Annotated in this window: 15 protein-coding genes and 2 pseudogenes; 12 read left to right on the plus strand and 5 right to left on the minus strand. The window is 47.1% G+C overall.

What is annotated here, in order from left to right; genetic code table 11:
- Nucleotides 1-114, minus strand: a pseudogene (locus ACFW2W_RS25920) (IS1 family transposase); the annotation flags it as partial.
- A gap of 27 nt (nt 115-141) precedes the next feature.
- Between ACFW2W_RS25920 and ACFW2W_RS25925 the strand changes: the two are divergent.
- The 3 genes from ACFW2W_RS25925 (at nt 142) to ACFW2W_RS25935 (ending at nt 2,629) form a co-directional block, all read left to right on the plus strand.
- Entirely contained in the window at nt 142-354 is a 213-nt protein-coding gene (locus ACFW2W_RS25925; RefSeq protein WP_378184695.1) for a hypothetical protein, read from the plus strand.
- Nucleotides 354-1,127: a thioesterase II family protein gene (locus ACFW2W_RS25930; RefSeq protein ID WP_378184697.1), complete on the plus strand. Its 774-nt coding sequence runs from the start codon at nt 354-356 to the stop codon at nt 1,125-1,127. Before ACFW2W_RS25925 ends, ACFW2W_RS25930 begins: the two co-directional genes overlap by 1 nt.
- 215 nt (nt 1,128-1,342) lie before the next feature.
- The gene (locus ACFW2W_RS25935) at nt 1,343-2,629 is read left to right on the plus strand and encodes a serine hydrolase domain-containing protein (protein WP_378184699.1); all 1,287 of its coding nucleotides are present in this window, start codon (nt 1,343-1,345) and stop codon (nt 2,627-2,629) included.
- A 1-nt stretch (nt 2,630) separates the two neighbouring features.
- On the opposite strand, the gene ACFW2W_RS25940 is transcribed toward ACFW2W_RS25935, so the two are convergent.
- The 4 genes from ACFW2W_RS25940 to ACFW2W_RS25955 all read right to left on the minus strand — a co-directional run bounded on the left by ACFW2W_RS25940 (nt 2,631) and on the right by ACFW2W_RS25955 (nt 7,986).
- Entirely contained in the window at nt 2,631-4,730 is a 2,100-nt protein-coding gene (locus ACFW2W_RS25940; RefSeq protein ID WP_378184701.1) for an acylase, read from the minus strand.
- Nucleotides 4,731-5,072: 342 nt separating this feature from the next.
- Complete coding sequence (locus ACFW2W_RS25945; RefSeq protein WP_378184827.1) at nt 5,073-5,903, minus strand: ABC transporter ATP-binding protein; 831 nt, start codon at nt 5,901-5,903, stop codon at nt 5,073-5,075.
- Nucleotides 5,904-5,911: 8 nt separating this feature from the next.
- Nucleotides 5,912-6,958: a FecCD family ABC transporter permease gene (locus ACFW2W_RS25950; RefSeq protein ID WP_378184703.1), complete on the minus strand. Its 1,047-nt coding sequence runs from the start codon at nt 6,956-6,958 to the stop codon at nt 5,912-5,914.
- Nucleotides 6,955-7,986, minus strand: coding sequence for a FecCD family ABC transporter permease (locus tag ACFW2W_RS25955; protein ID WP_378184705.1), 1,032 nt, complete (start codon nt 7,984-7,986; stop codon nt 6,955-6,957). Before ACFW2W_RS25955 ends, ACFW2W_RS25950 begins: the two co-directional genes overlap by 4 nt.
- A 108-nt stretch (nt 7,987-8,094) precedes the next feature.
- Here ACFW2W_RS25955 and ACFW2W_RS25960 point away from each other — a divergent pair, with 108 nt between their 5' ends.
- From ACFW2W_RS25960 to ACFW2W_RS26000, 9 genes and pseudogenes are all read left to right on the plus strand, one after another.
- The gene (locus tag ACFW2W_RS25960) at nt 8,095-8,265 is read left to right on the plus strand and encodes a hypothetical protein (RefSeq protein WP_378184707.1); all 171 of its coding nucleotides are present in this window, start codon (nt 8,095-8,097) and stop codon (nt 8,263-8,265) included.
- Between the two features lie 339 nt (nt 8,266-8,604).
- The gene (locus tag ACFW2W_RS25965; protein ID WP_378184709.1) at nt 8,605-9,009 is read left to right on the plus strand and encodes a hypothetical protein; all 405 of its coding nucleotides are present in this window, start codon (nt 8,605-8,607) and stop codon (nt 9,007-9,009) included.
- 6 nt (nt 9,010-9,015) lie between these two features.
- Nucleotides 9,016-9,441, plus strand: a complete 426-nt coding sequence (locus tag ACFW2W_RS25970; protein ID WP_378184711.1) for an HNH endonuclease — start codon at nt 9,016-9,018, stop codon at nt 9,439-9,441.
- A 95-nt stretch (nt 9,442-9,536) separates the two neighbouring features.
- A pseudogene (locus ACFW2W_RS25975) lies at nt 9,537-9,728 on the plus strand (dihydroxyacetone kinase subunit DhaK); the annotation flags it as partial.
- 95 nt (nt 9,729-9,823) lie between these two features.
- Entirely contained in the window at nt 9,824-10,795 is a 972-nt protein-coding gene (locus tag ACFW2W_RS25980) for an LD-carboxypeptidase (protein ID WP_378184829.1), read from the plus strand.
- Between the two features lie 604 nt (nt 10,796-11,399).
- A complete protein-coding gene (locus tag ACFW2W_RS25985; RefSeq protein ID WP_378184713.1) occupies nt 11,400-11,540 on the plus strand; it encodes a hypothetical protein in 141 nt (46 codons plus the stop codon).
- A 189-nt stretch (nt 11,541-11,729) separates the two neighbouring features.
- A complete protein-coding gene (locus tag ACFW2W_RS25990; protein WP_378184715.1) occupies nt 11,730-13,256 on the plus strand; it encodes a glycosyl hydrolase family 57 in 1,527 nt (508 codons plus the stop codon).
- Between the two features lie 328 nt (nt 13,257-13,584).
- Nucleotides 13,585-14,124 carry a TIGR02281 family clan AA aspartic protease gene (locus ACFW2W_RS25995; RefSeq protein WP_378184717.1) on the plus strand — a complete coding sequence of 180 codons (540 nt, stop codon included), beginning with the start codon at nt 13,585-13,587 and terminating at the stop codon, nt 14,122-14,124.
- A gap of 244 nt (nt 14,125-14,368) precedes the next feature.
- Nucleotides 14,369-17,575: a hypothetical protein gene (locus ACFW2W_RS26000; protein WP_378184719.1), complete on the plus strand. Its 3,207-nt coding sequence runs from the start codon at nt 14,369-14,371 to the stop codon at nt 17,573-17,575.
- Nucleotides 17,576-17,609 lie beyond the last annotated feature (34 nt).

Here is a 17,609-nt window from a genome sequence, read left to right on the forward strand (position 1 = left end):
AGCTTGATAATCATCTATAAATTGTCTCTTACATCTGACACAGATATAATTCTGTTTGCCTTTTTTCTGACCATTTTTATTAATATGAGTTGACTGACATTCAGGGCATTGCATAATATTGCATCTTAATGAGTGTTTTTTTTGGCGCTCGCACGCTCGCTCGCTTTATCATACCCTAATTCAGCAACGCCGCAGCGTTTAGATACGACTTGGCTGGTGAAAAGGTATTCTATCGCAGAAGTTCAGTCGGCTCTAAATGATGCAGGCTTTGAGAAAGTGAGTGTTGACAATACAGAATCCGAGTTGGCACCACCCGATGGGGCTGGCATAGTCTACTTTGTGTGTCGGAAATAATGATGATAACCAGATCGAATGATGCCTGGATAATCTTTCCTAAGTCAAAGACCCAGGCAAGTCTGCGCCTGTTCTGTTTTCCTTATGCAGGTGGGGGGGCAAATACCTTTCGCGCCTGGCACGAGCATCTACCTGTGAGTGTCGAAGTTTGTGCTATCGAACTCCCCGGACGAGGAAAGCGGATTTGGGAAGCGCCATTTACTCAGGCTTTACCTCTGGTGCAGGCGATCGCTTGCGCCCTTTTGCCATACTTAGACAAGCCATTTGCTTTCTTCGGTCACAGCATGGGCGCACTCGTCAGCTTCGAGGTGGCTCGTCTACTCCGCAGAGAGTATGGAATAAGTCCAGCCCATCTGTTTGTATCCGGTCGCAGCGCCCCTCAAATCCCGCTAAAAGAGCCACCTATCCACGCCCTGCCAGAACCCGCTTTTATCGAGGAATTGCGTCGTCTTAACGGGACTCCCGAAGCGGTGCTAGAGAATGTCGAACTGATGGAACTGCTTCTCCCCATCCTGCGGGCAGATTTTGCCGTTCTCGAAACTTATGTTTATGCTACCGAGCCGCCGCTTCAGTGTCCCATCGCTGCTTTTGGTGGTTTGCAGGATGTCAAAGTCAGCGTTGAGCGTCTTGAGGCTTGGCGACAGCAGACAAGCGCTGACTTCTCGCTGCAAATGCTTCCCGGCGACCATTTCTTTGTGCAATCAGCTCAACCCCTGCTGCTTCAATTTCTTTCTAGAGAACTGGACTCAATCAGCAGAGGGGTTGGAAAGTAGGGGTAACGCCTCCTTTCCAGCCGCAGTTTGCGGTCTAGCGTCCAACCTTTGAAACGCTCCGCCTCAAATGATAGAAACGGCGAAAACAGCTTAATTACACTATCCCTCCGACGCATGACTTCAGGGAAGTGCATAAAAAATTGACAGCCAACCTATCAATCAAGTGAAAGCGCTTTTAACCAAAACGCCTAACCCAATCTGAGGAGCAACATCCCATGAAAGTCACGCGCCCTACAAAAGATGCCAAGAACTTTCCTTTTAACGGCAAGCGTTTGTCCTTGTCCCTCGTCGTTCTCGTCGGGAGCTTGGCGAATTTTTATGCTCCCATCAGCCGGATAGCTGTAGCTCAGAAGCCAATCGGAACCGGAGCTAGCCGAGTCGTCAGTGCTGATGAAGCCCGATACATCGAGTTGAGCCAGCAAGCTGAGGAAACAGACCATCAAGAAGCTAATCGTTTGCAGCCAACCAGCGCTGGCGTGTCAGGGCAAACTCAACAACAATCCGGTCGCATCGTCTCTAGCGGCAAAGCTTTTGACCCCACAAAGATGGAAAGCTACTTGAAACAAGAACTCACCAAAGAAGGAGCCGTTGGTTTTTCCTACGCCATTGTGCAGTCGGGACAGCTAGTAAAATCAGGCGCTCAAGGCTGGGCGCGGGCATCTTGGGAAGGTAAGCCATTAAACCCAGATCCCAATGCTCAAAAGCAGCCAAGCGTAATGCTAACTGCCACAAAAAGAATGACTGTTGCGAGTATTTCCAAGCCGATTACAGCCGTAGCGGTGATGAAATTAGTTGAACAGAAGAAGCTCTCGCTGGATGACAAATTTTATCCACTGATCAAAAATAAATTTCCTCTAGCTGGCAAAGGTGTTGAAAATGTCACCATTCGGCAACTTTTGACTCATACCAGTGGTTTGAAAGCAGGAGTTGGTTGCTCCAACTTGCCTGGTTTGCTGTCACAGGGAACATCAGGAAACAGTTATAACTACGAAAACTCTAATTTCTGTCTGTTGCGAGAAGTCATTGAGAAGGTTTCTGGTCAGAATTATGTGAACTACGTTCAGTCGGAAATTCTGAGCAAGATGACAATTGGTGATATGTCTTGCCAGCCGGATGTCAATAACCCCACGCTTTACTACAACACCAGCAAAACGTTAGGGAAGTTATGGGGAGACTATAGTGACACTTGTAGCGCCTATGGCTGGTATGCATCCGCCACAGACCTGGCAAAATTTCTCGCTTACATCCGTTACCACAAAGTCCTTTCAAAACCTACCACCGACCAAATGTTGAGCGAGGGATTAGGCTGGAAAAAAACCATAGGGACGCGAGGAACATACTACCAGCATGGCGGCGATTGGATCGCTTCTGAGAACAAAGGATTTACGGGTGTAATCATGCATTTTCCAGACAATATCGATGCTGTAGTCTTGGTGAACACACGAGGCGACTTCAACAAGACAACCTTACTGAAGAATGCCTATGAGGCGGCATTCAAGTAACTCAGAATACCTTGCGCTCATCCAAATGAGCAACGATATCCTGACGCGATCGCCATACCGGACGCAACTGATTACGGGCGGATAGCTGTAACTGATCGCTATTATGGGGCGATCGCGGTTGAGTTGCATTACCGTAGCTGATGAGTGCCATCGCCTTGACTGGGTTAGAAAACTCGACCGCAGCTATGTAGGAATCGCCCCCGACCGCTTGAAAGCGTCCATCTTTCGTCGGGGCGAAATTGAGAACGCGGAAGATGCCAAGGTCTCCGGAGCCACCATTGGCAGGCAGATCCACACCCTCAGAACGCAGCCGGAAAACTTCACCCCAGGCTACATCTAGGTCTTTATAAGCCGCCTCCACCTTTGCTGCTGCGGTAGAAAGCACCTTAACTGCGCTTTGCGGATCTGCCAAACCGTCGGGTGTGGTGCGCGGGGAATTCTCGTTCCAAGGGGTGCGAAATGCATCCTCAAAGTCCATCTCTTCCGCCCAGAAGGAAAAGAGTATCGCACCCCGGCTATCTGCATCCGCATTCCGATCCCAAGCTTGCAGGACATCAGCGGCTCGAAGCGCTAATTTATCTCCATACTGTCGTGCAGCCGGAATCAAGTCATCTAGGAGACGATCTGCCAGTTCCATGCGTGTCGAGTGCTTGTACTGAACCATTTCCTCGAAAGAAATCTGTTTATCCTCATCGAGCATTCTCGCAGAGCGTTGCGCTCGAAAATGCATGAAATGCGGTGCCATGTAGGGCGGGAAATCTGCTGGATTTAGCGCCACTGGGAAAGTCGTTGTCCAGGGTGGATCGTTGGTATTTTGTAACCAGCCGCTGGGTGGGTCAATTACGCGCGGTAAATCGCTGTAAGGATGAGTTTTCGTCCACAAGGTTGTAGAGGTGTCGCCAGGAATTATGCCTTCCCAGTATTCAAAGTCTCCAGATGTGCGAATTGGCACCTGACCGTTAAATAGGTGCATGATGTGCCCCTCGCGGTCTGCATACATCACGGTAAACATCGGAATCTGCAAGCGCTTCAGGGCAGCCTCAAATTCAGGCAGTTTGGTGGCACGCGCCATCGAGTACCATTGCTCTAACGCTCCGGGCTGCTCAAGCCCCACAACCCGCAATGCCAGGGCTTTTCCATCCTTATCTGCGACAACCGGCCCGTGAAGGGAACGTTGTACGATAAGTGATTCTGAGCGCAGATTGCCGTTATTTTGCTTCACCTTCAAGATTTTCTTTTCTGTCTCAAAGGCTTGAACTTTACCGTCGAAGTTGTAGCCGCCGTCTTTTAGTTGCAGTTCGTAGGCGTCCCACCCGTCATGGGTATTTACCGTGTGAGTCCAGCCGAGGTGATTGTTGAATGCGATCGCGAGTACCGGAAGTCCCACAAGTGTCGCCCCATAAGCGTCAATTCCGGGTGCGGTAATCTGGGCTTCGTACCAAACAAATAAATCTGACCAAGGTAGGTGGGGGTTTGCCAGTAGCATCGCGTTCCCGCTTGCAGAATGCTTAGGCGCGATCGCCCAACCATTAGAACCCATCGATTTGTTGTTATTGGCAAGGCTTTTAACGATCTGCGGATTTACAATAAATGTAAAATTCATCACCCGCTGTTCGTGAGCCAGAATATCCACTGGCTGGACTGGCAGCACCACCTTAACTTCATCATCAATCAGATCGGGATGTTCCTTCGCATAGGCATTGATTCCAGCGGCAAAGGCATCTAGATAACTGCGGAAAGCGGGACTCTGCGCTTCATACCACTCGCTGGCACGTTCGGGAATTCCCATTGTTTGTACCCATCGATCGGAGTTTAGGTACTCCTCTCCCCAGTATTGGGCACTTTGTCCCCGTGCCTGACCGTAGAGGCGCAACAGCAGGTTGCCATGACTTTGCATCTGCGCCCAGCCAAAGGCGCGAAATGCACTTCCTGCATCCTTGCCGTAGATATGCGGTACGCCGTAGGTGTCCCAGAGGATTTCAGTCGAGGAAGCCGGGAAGCTGAGACTTTGGCTCCCTATAAATAAAGTAAAGATGAAACCTAATATTAACGGTAAAATTCGGAAGGATTTTCTTTTAAAATACCCGATTTGAGCGCGCATACTACCCTTTTAAAACTGATTAATGAAAGGCAAATGATCTCTAATAAAAAACTACTGCACTAAAGTATTAAACATGACATTCTTGGCTAGTTTATAAGGAGGTGGGATTAATTATTGGTAGTAGTGGTTAGCGATAGCGTAACCCATGCAGGTGTTGGGTAACATACGTCAACCCAACCTACGAAATCTAATAAAAAACTACTGCACTAAAGTATTAAACATGACATTTTTGGCTAGTTTATAAGGAGGTGGGATTAATTATTGGTAGTAGTGGTTAGCGATAGCGTAACCCATGCAGGTGTTGGGTAACATACGTCAACCCAACCTACGAAATCTAAAGTTTCAAGTAGAAAAGCGATCGCCCTTCAAGGCAACCTCTTGGCTTATCTTCAGTTTCCGCCCCACAGGAATACACATCGGTGTCCCGGCTACAGGATCTTCCACAATGCGACAACCCAGCCCAAATACTTCGCGCACCATTGCTTCTGTCATTACCTGCATCGGGGTTCCGTGGGCATAAACGCAACCTTCTTTCACCGCTACTAGATAATCTGCATAGCGACAAGCCTGGTTCAAATCGTGCAACACCATCACCAGCGTTCGTCCTTGCGTCTGATTCAACTCCAAAAGCAAATCCAACACCTCGATTTGGTGCGCCAAATCTAAGAAAGTTGTGGGTTCATCTAAGAGTAAAATTTCTGTATCCTGAGCCAGCGCCATTGCAATCCAAGCGCGTTGTCGCTGTCCACCCGAAAGAGTATCTAGCGATCGCTCTGCCAATTCTGTCATCCCAGTTGTCGCCAACGCTAACGCGACCAACCGCTCATCTTCTTTTGACCACTGCTGCAACCAGTTCTGATAAGGATAACGCCCCAGCGCCACTAAATCTCGCACGGTTAACCCTTCCGGTGCCACTGGCCCTTGGGGAAGAATTCCCAGTTGCTTAGCGACCTCTTTTGTGGATAACTTGAACAAATCAGCCGCATCCAGATAAACCGTCCCGTTACGTGGCTTCAGCAATCTGGCTAAACCCCGCAGCAGTGTAGACTTACCGCAGCCGTTGGCACCCACTAAAGCCGTTATTTTCCCTTCGGGAATCGCTAAATCAAGGTTTTTGATAATTGGCACACCATCATAAGCCAAGGTGAGCCTGCGGGTGGAGAGTCGGTTCATCTTTGGGTTCATTGTTTGCGATTTTGCACCAACAGATAGATAAAATAAGGAGCGCCAATCACGGCTGTAATCACACCACAGGGAAGTTCAGTGGGAGCAAATAGCGATCGCCCTAGCAAATCAGCAACCACTACCATCATTGCCCCAATCGTTGCCGAGACAGGAATTAACCCCTCATGAGTTGAACCCACCAATTGACGAGCGATGTGCGGTGCCATTAACCCAACAAAACTAATCGTACCAGCCGTCGCCACTGCCGCACCCGTCAACGCGGTAGCGATCGCGAGTAACCAGCCGCGTTCCCATTCCACCGGGCTACCCAGCCCTTTGGCAACATCATCTCCCAAATTCAAAGCATTCAGCTGTCGCGCTTTCCCCAAAGCCAATGGCACCAACACCGCCAACCAGGGTGCAACAGACCATACCTCCTCCCAACTGCGACCGTAGACACTCCCCGCCAACCACACCAACGCCTGACTCACACGATTAATCTCACCGAATGTCACGATCAAGCTAGTCAAAGCGCCGATGACTGCGGCAATCCCGACACCAATCAAAATCAGGCGAACCGGAGAACTCCCCTTATCCCATGCCAAAAAGTAAATCAGGAAAGCTACAGCCAATGCTCCCCCAAAGGCAGACACCGGCAAGGCTGCAATCGGGACACTGGGAAACAAAACAATCAGACTAACAGCCGCCAGACTCGCACCCGCGTTAATCCCGATGATGCCTGGGTCAGCTAGGGGATTGCGGGTAATGCCTTGCAAGATCGTACCGGAAACCGCCAATGCCACTCCCACAAGCGCCGCGACTAAGGTTCTAGGCAGTCGCAGTGTATTGATAATGAAGGGATAGTCAGCGTTTCCTGTTTCCAGTCCTAGTAAGGTTTTGATGACCGATAGGATGGGAATCGGATATTCCCCGTAAGAAACACTGACAACCATCGCCGCCAGGGTAACGAAGAGCAGGATACTCAAGATAGTCGGGATACGCCGCTCGATCCGGAAGGATACCGGAAGCGCCCTAGAACGAACTACCAACCAGCTTTTGTTCATTTTTTCACCTTGAAGCGGGCAAGATAAACGAACAAGGGCGCACCCACGAAAGCAGTCATGACTCCGACTGGGAGTTCTTGCGGCTTAATCAGCAATCTGGCACCGATATCCGCTGCTAATAGTAAAATGGCTCCAAAAACCGCAGAATACGGCATAATCCAACGGTAATCGACGCCAACGAGCAAGCGGACAATGTGGGGAACGACTAAACCAATAAATCCAATCGGGCCAGCGGCGGCAACGGCACTGCCTGCCAGTAATATGACACTAAAAGCAGCGGCAACTTTTACCCATGCGGTTCGTTGACCTAAGCCTTTGGCGACATCTTCACCGAGATTCAAGGTGGTGATTTGTTTGCCGAGGGCGAAGGCAACGAAAAGTCCGAGGGTGATGTAGGGCAGCACTTGCCAGACAATCGTGAAGTCACGACCCGCAATCGATCCAGCCATCCAAAAGCGGATTTCGTCAAGCGTGCGTTGGCTAAGAATCAGGATGCCGGTTGTCAGTGAAGACAGGAAGGTGCTGATAGCTGCACCGGCGATGGTGAGGTTGAGTGGGGTGAGTCCACCACGACCTAAGGAACCGAGGAAATAGACAAGGATGGCAGCCGCACCGGCACCCAGAAAGGCATACCAAGCATAGAGACTCGGATCGGGTGTGCCGAAAGCAAATACGGCGATGACAACTGCCATTGCGGCACCTGCATTGATTCCCAGGATTCCGGGGTCAGCCAAGGGGTTGCGGGTGATGCCTTGCATAATCGCACCAGCGATCGCCATTGCAGCACCGACCAAGATAGCGATGAGCGATCGCGGTAGCCTGATCGTCAGAATAATCAGGTGATCCGCAGACCCATCAAATGCTGTCAGCGCTGCATAAATGGTGCTTGCGGAAATGTCGGCTGCACCATAGCCAATACTTACCCCCAGGCAAATTAGGAGAATCAGGAGGCTCAGAACTAAGCCGACAAGCAGAGAGGGTCGTGGCTGTATAAATCCTAAGACTTCCCCGATTAACCGATTTTTCACTATTTTCTGGATTGGTGCCAACTCTATCGATGCCTTCTACCTTGTGTTTATTGCTACAATTACAGCCCTAAATATACTGCCGTAACCGTCAAGCGCCTCGGAAGAACGATGACAAATCTTCGCCGCTCAACCATGAAACTAGAAATTACTTTAGACTTATTGCGATTATTTATCAATAGTTTTGCAAAAATTATCCTTGAATTGCCAGCAATACGAGGACTCTACGTTTCTACAACGGTAAACCCCAGATTCCGCAGGTTGCCTGGTGAGTCAAAGTAGCAGTCTGACAAAACACGAAAACATCACCGGAGCGGAATATCCCTGCATCACTTGCCTAGAACTAAGGCGAGTTGAGAAAAATAAGATGGCTGATTGATACTGAAGATACCAGAGTGCGATCGCCCATGAAAAAGCTAATCAACAACTCCGAGAGATGTTAGTTTACTTTTTTTGCAGAAAAACTAAACTTAGCAGTTGGCAAAGCTTTAAATGAATGTAAATCCCTAACTCTTGGTCTACTCAGCTCAAAGTATAATAAAGCAGTTCCAGAAAAAAGATAAAATACCACATTCTCAAAAAATATACCGTTAAAATATTTGTTAAAGCTAAGAACTAGATATGCTAGTTGAAACTGTTACACTTCAAATTCCAGAAATACTCTATCAGCGCTTGGTCAATACTGCTCGTGCAACTCAGCGCCCTCTTGAAGAAGTCATACTCCATGCTTTACAAACAGGTAGCCCTCCGGAATGGGATGATGTGCCAGAGGAGTTTCAAGCTGACCTTGCTGCTTTAGACAAACTGGATGAGAATACGCTATGGCAAATTGCCAATAGCGGCAAAACATCAGCAGAGATGGAGCGATACAATACCCTACTTGAGGGCAATTCTAGCGGTACATTGACAGAGGCGGAACGCTTAGAACTGATGGCACTGCGGCATGAAGCTGACCTTTTCATGTTAAAAAAAACTCAGGCAGCAGTATTACTCCGGTGGCGGGGACATCGCGTGCCAACCCCTTAAAATATCGTGTCTGCATACATACCTGAAAGTTTACGACATCAAATTGCCGAAACCGACCGTAGGCGTTGCTGCTATTGCTTGACAAGTGAAACTAATAGTGGAATTCCCATGACGCACGATCATATTCTGCCCGTTTCTAAAGGTGGGGAGACAAGCTTTGAGAATATTTGTTTAGCTTGTCGTTCCTGCAATGAATTCAAAGGTGATGCAACTGAGGCGATAGATCCTTTGACAGGTGAAACTGTGCCCCTTTTCAACCCACGCACGCAAATATGGTCTGACCATTTTGCCTGGAGTTCTGACAGCGCCAGGGTTGAAGGTCTTATTGTGATTGGTCGGGCTACAATTGTGCGTTTGCGAATGAATAACACAGTTATCATTGCCGCTAGGAGGCGTTGGGCAGTTAGTGGTTGGCATCCTCCGACTGGCTAATCTCGAACAAAAGCTAATTTAATAAGCTTAAAAAAAACGACATGAAAAAAATCATCAACAACTCCGATAATGTAGTGCGCGAAAGCCTGGAAGGAATGGCAGAACTCGCGCACTCAGAGGGCATTCAGGTACTCAATATCTTGATTGATGATGATGTCGTCAAAGATAGCCGTTATACTCAAGGGCGTTGGGGTGTCGGTACGACGGTACTCGCTGAAAAAATCTGCGGTGCTGCTGCCCAACAAGGTTACGATCTCAAGCAGGTTGCCAACCTCTGTCGCCAAGTTAAATGATTCTCATTAGCCAATAGTTATTCGTTAATCGTCAGTTGCCATCCATTATTAATCGCCGCCAGTTTCTTAAAACCGTTGTGCTTTCCGCGATCGCAACTGAATTGCCACAGATTGCGATCGCCAATCCATTTTTAAAAACCACCTTAAAACCACCCCGCCTCAAAGTCGGCGATACGGTGGGATTAATTAATCCCGCGAGTCCCATTGACCCGAAAGACATTGCACAAGTACAGCAAACCCTGGCAAGTTTGGGGTTAAAGGTGAAATTAGGGAAGCATCTTCTCGATCGTTATGGTTATTTGGCAGGAAGCGATCGCGATCGCGCATCTGATGTAAACGCCATGTTTGCCGATGCTGCTGTAAAAGCGATTGTTGCTGTGCGTGGCGGTTGGGGTTGCAATCGGATTTTGCCACTCTTGAATTATCCTCTCATCCAAGCTTCTCCCAAAATTCTCATCGGTTACAGCGATATTACTTCGCTGCTGTTAGCAATTTATGCCAAAAGTGGCGTTGTCACCTTTCATGGTCCCGTCGGCACATCCACTTGGAATCCGTTTACTGTAGATTATGTTAAACGCATTCTATTTAATGGGGAAGCCGTGACAATGCAAAATCCCCCGAATGCTGGCGTTAAAGTGGAAATGATTACTCCTGGAAAGGCTAGGGGAAAATTAGTCGGTGGCAATTTATCAGTGCTGGCGGCAATGGTGGGGTCATCTTATCTGCCAGATTGGAAACAAAGTATCTTATTTGTAGAAGAAATTGGGGAGGAAGTTTACCGGATAGACCGGATGCTGACTCAGCTAAAATTAGCTGGTATTCTAGACCAAATTTCTGGGTTTCTTTTTGGGCAATGTACCGATTGCCATCCCAAAGATAATCAGCCTTCCTTAACTTTATCGCAAGTATTGAGAGAACACATTCAACCTTTAAAAATTCCAGCTTGGTATGGTTCGCCAATCGGTCACATTAAAGATAAATTTACTTTGCCAGTCGGCGTGCAAGTAGAAATTGATGCCAATCAGAATACAATTCGGATGTTAGAATCGGCTGTTAAATGAGTCGTATTGGGTTCAGATTATTCAGTCCGCCACTGAAGTGGTAGCCTAATAGCTCAAGTCCACTTTAATCTAATGGCACTAACTTAAGCTTAACCTAACCCGCAGCTCCCTCCTGAAATAAATCGTTGAAATAGGTTTGAGCAGTAAAGCCGGAATTTATTTCAGGTATCTTAATACCAATTCACTATTTTGATGCCACATTTGCGTTCCCCCAACCTCCGCGAAGCGATCGCCGCTATAGCGAAGATAGCAAACGCTAACGCTAGTAAAAAGGGGGCAATAGACGTATTTGTGGCAGACATAAAGTGAAATGGTATAAGTCAGTGCCATTCCACCTTAATAGCCTTAAAATTATAAAATTAATTCCCAGTCCTATGCAAGAGGACTTTCGCTATTAGCCAGGAATTTAAATCCCTGGCGGGGGAAGAGGACTGATGCAAAATCTCAGTTAAAACTCAGGAATAGTTCTTACATTAAATTCGTTTTCACAAAATAAGAGCTATTAGCCAGAGGTTTAACCCCTTAGCGGGATGCAATTTTTGAATTACTTAGTAATAATAGAGAATAAAGCTAACTCACAACCCCTTTATCTACCAGGTAAATTATGGCAAGTGCAAATGACCGCAAGAAGCGAATTATGGAGCATTTATCCCGGAGTTCGGGGGAGTTTATCAAGGCATCTCCTCAAAACTCAGAGGAACGGAAGCAGCGAATTTCCGATCATGTTCGCCGCACCAAAGGTTAAAGCAATCTGAAAGCGATCGCCTGTGGCATCGCTTCACTTACCGCGCGTTATCTTAGTGCGATTTTTGGATAGTTTTTGGTACTGTAAATGGTTGATGTGACTATTTACACTACCAGAAACAATGGAATTATTTTACCAATATTTTATATAATAATTAAATAAATTCATCTAATATTAGAGTAATCTGTAATGCTTTCCTCATCTCCTAAAACGACGCTTCCCGTTTTATCCGAAGTAATTGATGGATTGCCTAACATTTCCGGATGGGAAAAAGAAGTTAGTGCTGTCGTCAACCAGGATAACCCTGTATTTTTACCTACCACGAATATTCGGTTAGAAGAAGTAACGGCTGGATTTGCGATCGCGCTTCATATGCACCAGCCTACCATCCCCGCTGGCGCAAATGGCGAAATCATCAGCAACCTGCAATATATGTTTGAGCATCCCTACGAAGGAGACAACCATAATGCAGGGCCATTTGCCTATTGTTATAGCCGCATGGCGGATTTTATTCCCGAACTGGTTGCTAATGGTTGTAATCCTCGCGTCATGTTAGATTTCTCCGGCAATCTCTTCTGGGGACTGCGGCAAATGGGACGAGGAGACATCTTAGAAAATCTCAAGCGCATCACCTGTAACCCCACTTACCAGCCTTATCTAGAATGGCTGGGGACGATGTGGAGTCATGCTGTCGTTCCTTCTACGCCGATTCCAGATATCAAGTTACATATTCAAGCATGGCAACATCATTTTGCTGCCATTTTTGGATGGGATGCACTGGCGCGAGTGAAGGGATTTTCTCCTCCTGAAATGCACCTTCCCAATCACCCAGATACGCTGTTTGAATTTGTAAAAGCGCTGAAAGAATGTGGATACCGTTGGGTACTGGTTCAAGAGCATTCTGTTGAAACTATAACTGGTCAATCTTTGCCATATAAGCATTTGCCTCACCGCCTGATTGCCCGAAATTCTCACGGCGAAACTATCAGTATTACGGCACTGATTAAGACTCAAGGTTCTGATACAAAATTAGTGGCGCAAATGCAGCCTTATTATGAAGCTAAAACCCTATCTCGGCAGCAATTAGGTAAAGTTTCAGTACCACCCATCGTTACCCAGATTGGAGATGGTGAAAATGGCGGCGTGATGATGAATGAATTTCCTAGCGCCTTCAACCAAGCCTGGTATCAAATGGCAAATCAAGGCGGAGGAAAAACAGGCGTTGTAGGAATGACAGGTACAGAATACTTGGAACTAATAGAAGCCGCAGGTTGCACGCCTGAAGATTATCCAACTTGTCAAGCAATTGGTCAACACCAAATTTGGGAGCGAGTAACCGCCGAAAATTGTACCCCAGAAGCGGTTGCCAATGCGATTGCACAATTGAAGCAGATTAATCCAAACTTTCACATGGATGGCGCTTCTTGGACGAATCACCTGAGTTGGGTGAAGGGATATGAAAATGTCTTGACTCCGATGAATAAACTCAGTGCTTTGTTTCACAATAAAATCGATCGATTGCTCCAAGGGGAAGCAGAATCAAGCCAGAGTTTTTCTGGGGAATCTGTTACCCAACAATCCAGCTATCGCGAGGCACTGATGAATAATCTTTTGCTTCAAACAAGCTGTTTTCGTTACTGGGGACAAGGAGTTTGGACTGACTATGCTCGTGAAATATACCGACGGGGTGAAACAATTCTTCGGGATACTTTCTAAGGCGAGAGTTTGTGCTGGCTGGTGCCAAGGTGGAGAGATCCTTTAACCCTCTTCAAAAGGCTACGGTGTACATACAGGTCGGCAGACCTCTCCCCAAACCCCTCTTTGATGTGGAGTTGCAGAATCAAGCCTCTAGCGATTAGTAGAGACAAGGGTTATCGCGTCTTTACCTGGGAGTCGGACTAGAATAGCACACGCAGGCGATCGCCCTCGACAAAAGCACTTGCCGTAAGCCAGATTTATAACATCATTCAGCAGCCATCATAAACTAATAAATTGAGCAATAATCAATCTGCTGGGCGCTCAATTCATGAGACAGGAAAGCAAGATGCAACGATTTCTAACCGTGGTAGTTTCTCTCACTGGGCTGGTTTCCTACGCAGTCGTAGCGGGGGTGCCAGAGGCGGCTAAGGCTCAGGATGCGGCTTGCTTCATGGTGGCACCGGGGGGCAGAACGATAGACTTGGGGAGTCTCTGCGGCACCGATTCGGCGAACAAACGAGTCTTTCAAGCCAGAATCAAACGTCGAGCCGGTGGCACACCCGTCATTGATGTAACGTTTAATGGCGGGCAGACTTTTGAGATGATTGTAGACACGGGGGCTAGCGGCACGATGATTACCCGCCAGATGGCATCAGCTTTGCGTGTGGTGCCGGTGAAGACTGTCAAGGCAGATACTGCGAGTGCGGTGGGAGTCGAGTTTCCCGTCGGCTATGTGCAATCGATTGGCGTGGATGGTGCTGTCGCCAACAAAGTGCTAGTTGCGATCGCTGGTCCAGAACAAGATATGGGATTGTTAGGACACGACTTCTTTGGCAATTACGATGTCACGATTAAACGCGATGTCGTCGAGTTCCACCGTCGCTAATGTTGGGCGGTGAGGCGGAATTTTGGGGGAGAATTGCTCTTTCGGCACGTTGATAGTAGCGATCGCTTAAAAATAGCTTATTCCCCCAACCCTACCAGGGAAGGGGGTTAGGGGGTTAGGTTTTGTATTTGAGTCAACCGAGAACCGCTATAAACAGCATTGACGAGTTGTCCAAACAAGGCGATCGCTTTTGGCAATTATCTAACATTTATACTATTTACACAGCAAGTCTTGAGACACTCGTATGGAACTCATCAAACGGACTACGCTTCTCTATCAAGCCGGGAGTTCAGATAAAGTCTACGAAGTCGATCTCTGCAAGATAGGTGAAAACCGCTATCTAGTCAACTTCCGCTATGGACGACGCGGTACAACTCTCAAAGAAGGTACAAAGACGGTTCAGGCTGTACCCTTAGCGGAAGCGCAGCGAGTGTTCGATAAGCTGGTTGACTCCCAAATTCAGAAAGGCTATCGGGATGTCACCTCTGGGGCAACTAGCGAGGCGACTGCACCCGCACCAGTCCAAACTGCAAGTAATGTAAGTGTACCAGTCACCAGCGACCCACGCCACCAAGCCATCCTCAACCGTTTGGCGAACCGGAATAATAGAAAATGGCCTCTGGAACGGGCGATTTGGCGGGCTGGCGAACTTAAAATTAGAGAAGCTACGCCGTTGTTAATTCAACTGATTGGCACGGGCGAACCTTTGAGAGATTACTGTATAGCTTGGGCGTTGGGTTGGTGTGGGGATGAGAGTGCAATTCCCTTCGTCAGAGAACTTTCCCAGTATAAATCTGTTGCTGAATTCGTCCGCCGCATCGCTTGGGAAGCCCTATTTAAATTATCAGATCAACAGACACAAGAGCAGATGCGTTCTGAGAAGATAGAACAACTGCCCTCTGAGTTGCGCGATTTAGCCCGAAATGGAACTAAAGAAGCATTTGCAACAGCACTTCGCGATTATTTAAATAGTAGCGACTACAGGCATTTTGCCGTCCTTGATACTATCTATCAAATTGATAATGAGTCTGTGCGTCCAGCACTACTCGATATTTTATGCGAAGCACCTTTTAAATCTAATTACTTCCAGCGAATTCGCCATATTTTTAAAATGTCTGAGTATCGCCATGATGCAGAAGTTTTTGGCATTCTTGCTTACGCTTTTGAGAAAGAAGCCGGGACATTTAATAATAAACGTACAGGTTGGCAATGGGACTCGGTGAGGCGTAAATATTATAGTACCGGGAAACGTCATTACACTGAAGAACTCAAGAGTCCGCAGTCAAATAAAGCTTACAGCGAACAAACTCGTGACTATTTGCGGCGACGAGTTTGGCGAACTCTCAAAGCTTTGGGTGAAGAAAGCGATTCTAACTATATAAATTTAGCAGTTAGCATTCTCCTTCAGTATTCAGATGATGACGCTCAACCAGCCAAGCAGTCAACTTTCAGGAGATGGAACGGACAACGCAGTTCCTACGAAAGCTTTACTAGAGATTGGGATACTTATGCTAGCTATTTGATTTTTAATCATATTCTCTACGAAAATAGTCCCCGCTACGTCCATCATCCCAAAGCTTGGTATTCACGGGAGGGTTACAAACGCGGAGATCCAGAACCGAAAGTAAGAGAAGAGGCGTTTCCCGAACTTTGGCAACAAAACCCAGCAGGACTTGTTGAGTTACTAATAGAAAGTGATTGCCGTCCGGTGCATCATTTTGCAGTTAAAGCATTGCGCGCGAATAAAGAATTTTGCGATCGCCTTGACATAGACAAATTAATCAGATTTCTCAATAAATCCTACGAAGTAACCGCCGAACTCGGTTTTTTACTCGCACGCGATCGCTACAACCCCGCCCAACCCAACAGCGAATTAGTTCTGGCTATTGCCAATTGCGTATTACAAGAAGCGCGTACACAAGCTTACCGTTGGATTGAACAGCAAAGAGAATACTTCTTTCAATCTAGCGACTTTATTGCCGGTTTAGCGACCAGTCAACAAGCTGATACTCGTGCTTTTGCGCGAAGGTTATTAAGTTCATCAATTTTAAGCGATACAACCGCCAGGGTATTGATTGGAAGAATTATTGCAGAGTTGCTGGCGTTATCGGTAGATCCCCCCCAATCCCCCCTAAAAAAGGGGGGGCTAGGTTCCCCTCCTTATCAAGGGGGGCTAGGGGAAATCGTAAGAGAAATTGGTGAAACTTTGCTGATTAGTTTTACGCCGCAACTGCGTAATTTGGGGTTTGGTGTCATTCTCGATCTGCTAAGACATCCAATGCCAGAAATTCAAGAATTAGGCGCAAGAATACTGCTGAATCACGAAACCCGTGCAGTTGATCTACCGCCAGATTTAATTGAATCGCTTCTTGCCTCTCCTTATGAGTTGGTGCGGGGTATTGGTGTGAGGATTTTTGGACAATTGCCCGATGAGAAACTAATGAGCGATCGCATCCTCATCGTCGCAATGGCAATTAATGCTGTCGCTGATATCCGCAACGCAATTCGTCCGGTGATTCGGCGTTTAGCAACCAATCAACCCAATTTTAGCGCTGAGTTAGCAGCCGATTTTATCGAAGTCTTAATTACGCCAGAAAGATACGAAGGCGTCCACAAAGATTTATTGGGTTTGTTGCGAGAAGACATTCCCGGATGGATGTCTAATATCAGCAAAGAACGCGCGATGCAGCTACTTCGCGCTAAATCTTCAGCCGCGCAAGAATTGGGCGGTTTGGTATTGAGAGAAAATAGCGATCGCTTCCTCCCTGAATTTGAGACAAGCGAGATTGTCAAACTTGCCAATCATGAAATTATCTCAGTTCGGGAAGCAGCGAGAGAAATGTTCTTGCGAAATTTAAACCGCATCCGCACTGACTCTCAAGAAATGTTATCAGCAGTGCGATTACTAGAGTCAAAATGGGAGGATTCGCAGGAATTTGCATCTAGAATTTTTAGCACAGATTTCACCAATGAAGATTGGACACCAGAGGTAATGGTTAGCGTCTGTGATAGCATTCGCGAAGATGTCCGTTCTTTTGGACGCGATTTAGTTACGCGCAATTTTAAAGAAGATTATGGACAAGAATACCTGCTCAAATTCAGTGAACATCCCTCTACCGATATGCAGATGTTTGCGACTAATTATTTGGAAAGCCATGCGGTAAATAATTCCGAACGGTTGCGAGAACTAACGCCCTACTTTATCAGCGTATTGTCCGGTGTCAATCGTGGAAGAGTTGCCAAGAAGCGCATCTTTGCTTTTCTAGATGCTGAGGCGCAAAAAAACGAAGAATCTGCACAAATTGTCGCTGAAATTCTCACAAGGCAATCTGCCACGATGGCAATTGGCGATAAAGCCACAGCGATTCAGATAATGCTGAAAATTCAAAAGGTTTATCCTCAGATATCCTTACCCATTCAGGTAAAACCTGTTTCAGAAGTAAGAAATTAGTGGGTTAGCAACAACACCCGCCAGGGAATTAATT

The organism is Coleofasciculus sp. H7-2, assembly GCF_042747725.1.
Lineage (GTDB): Bacteria > Cyanobacteriota > Cyanobacteriia > Cyanobacteriales > FACHB-T130 > FACHB-T130.

Bases quoted from the DNA above. Each gene is read 5' to 3' on its own strand.
- ACFW2W_RS25930 (WP_378184697.1), top strand. From the start codon at position 354: ATGATGATAACCAGATCGAATGATGCCTGGATAATCTTTCCTAAGTCA.
- ACFW2W_RS25935 (WP_378184699.1), top strand. From the start codon at position 1,343: ATGAAAGTCACGCGCCCTACAAAAGATGCCAAGAACTTTCCTTTTAAC.
- ACFW2W_RS25940 (WP_378184701.1), bottom strand. From the start codon at position 4,730: ATGCGCGCTCAAATCGGGTATTTTAAAAGAAAATCCTTCCGAATTTTA.
- ACFW2W_RS25945 (WP_378184827.1), bottom strand. From the start codon at position 5,903: ATGAACCGACTCTCCACCCGCAGGCTCACCTTGGCTTATGATGGTGTG.
- ACFW2W_RS25950 (WP_378184703.1), bottom strand. From the start codon at position 6,958: ATGAACAAAAGCTGGTTGGTAGTTCGTTCTAGGGCGCTTCCGGTATCC.
- ACFW2W_RS25960 (WP_378184707.1), top strand. From the start codon at position 8,095: ATGACAAATCTTCGCCGCTCAACCATGAAACTAGAAATTACTTTAGAC.
- ACFW2W_RS25965 (WP_378184709.1), top strand. From the start codon at position 8,605: ATGCTAGTTGAAACTGTTACACTTCAAATTCCAGAAATACTCTATCAG.
- ACFW2W_RS25985 (WP_378184713.1), top strand. From the start codon at position 11,400: ATGGCAAGTGCAAATGACCGCAAGAAGCGAATTATGGAGCATTTATCC.
- ACFW2W_RS25990 (WP_378184715.1), top strand. From the start codon at position 11,730: ATGCTTTCCTCATCTCCTAAAACGACGCTTCCCGTTTTATCCGAAGTA.
- ACFW2W_RS25995 (WP_378184717.1), top strand. From the start codon at position 13,585: ATGCAACGATTTCTAACCGTGGTAGTTTCTCTCACTGGGCTGGTTTCC.
- ACFW2W_RS26000 (WP_378184719.1), top strand. From the start codon at position 14,369: ATGGAACTCATCAAACGGACTACGCTTCTCTATCAAGCCGGGAGTTCA.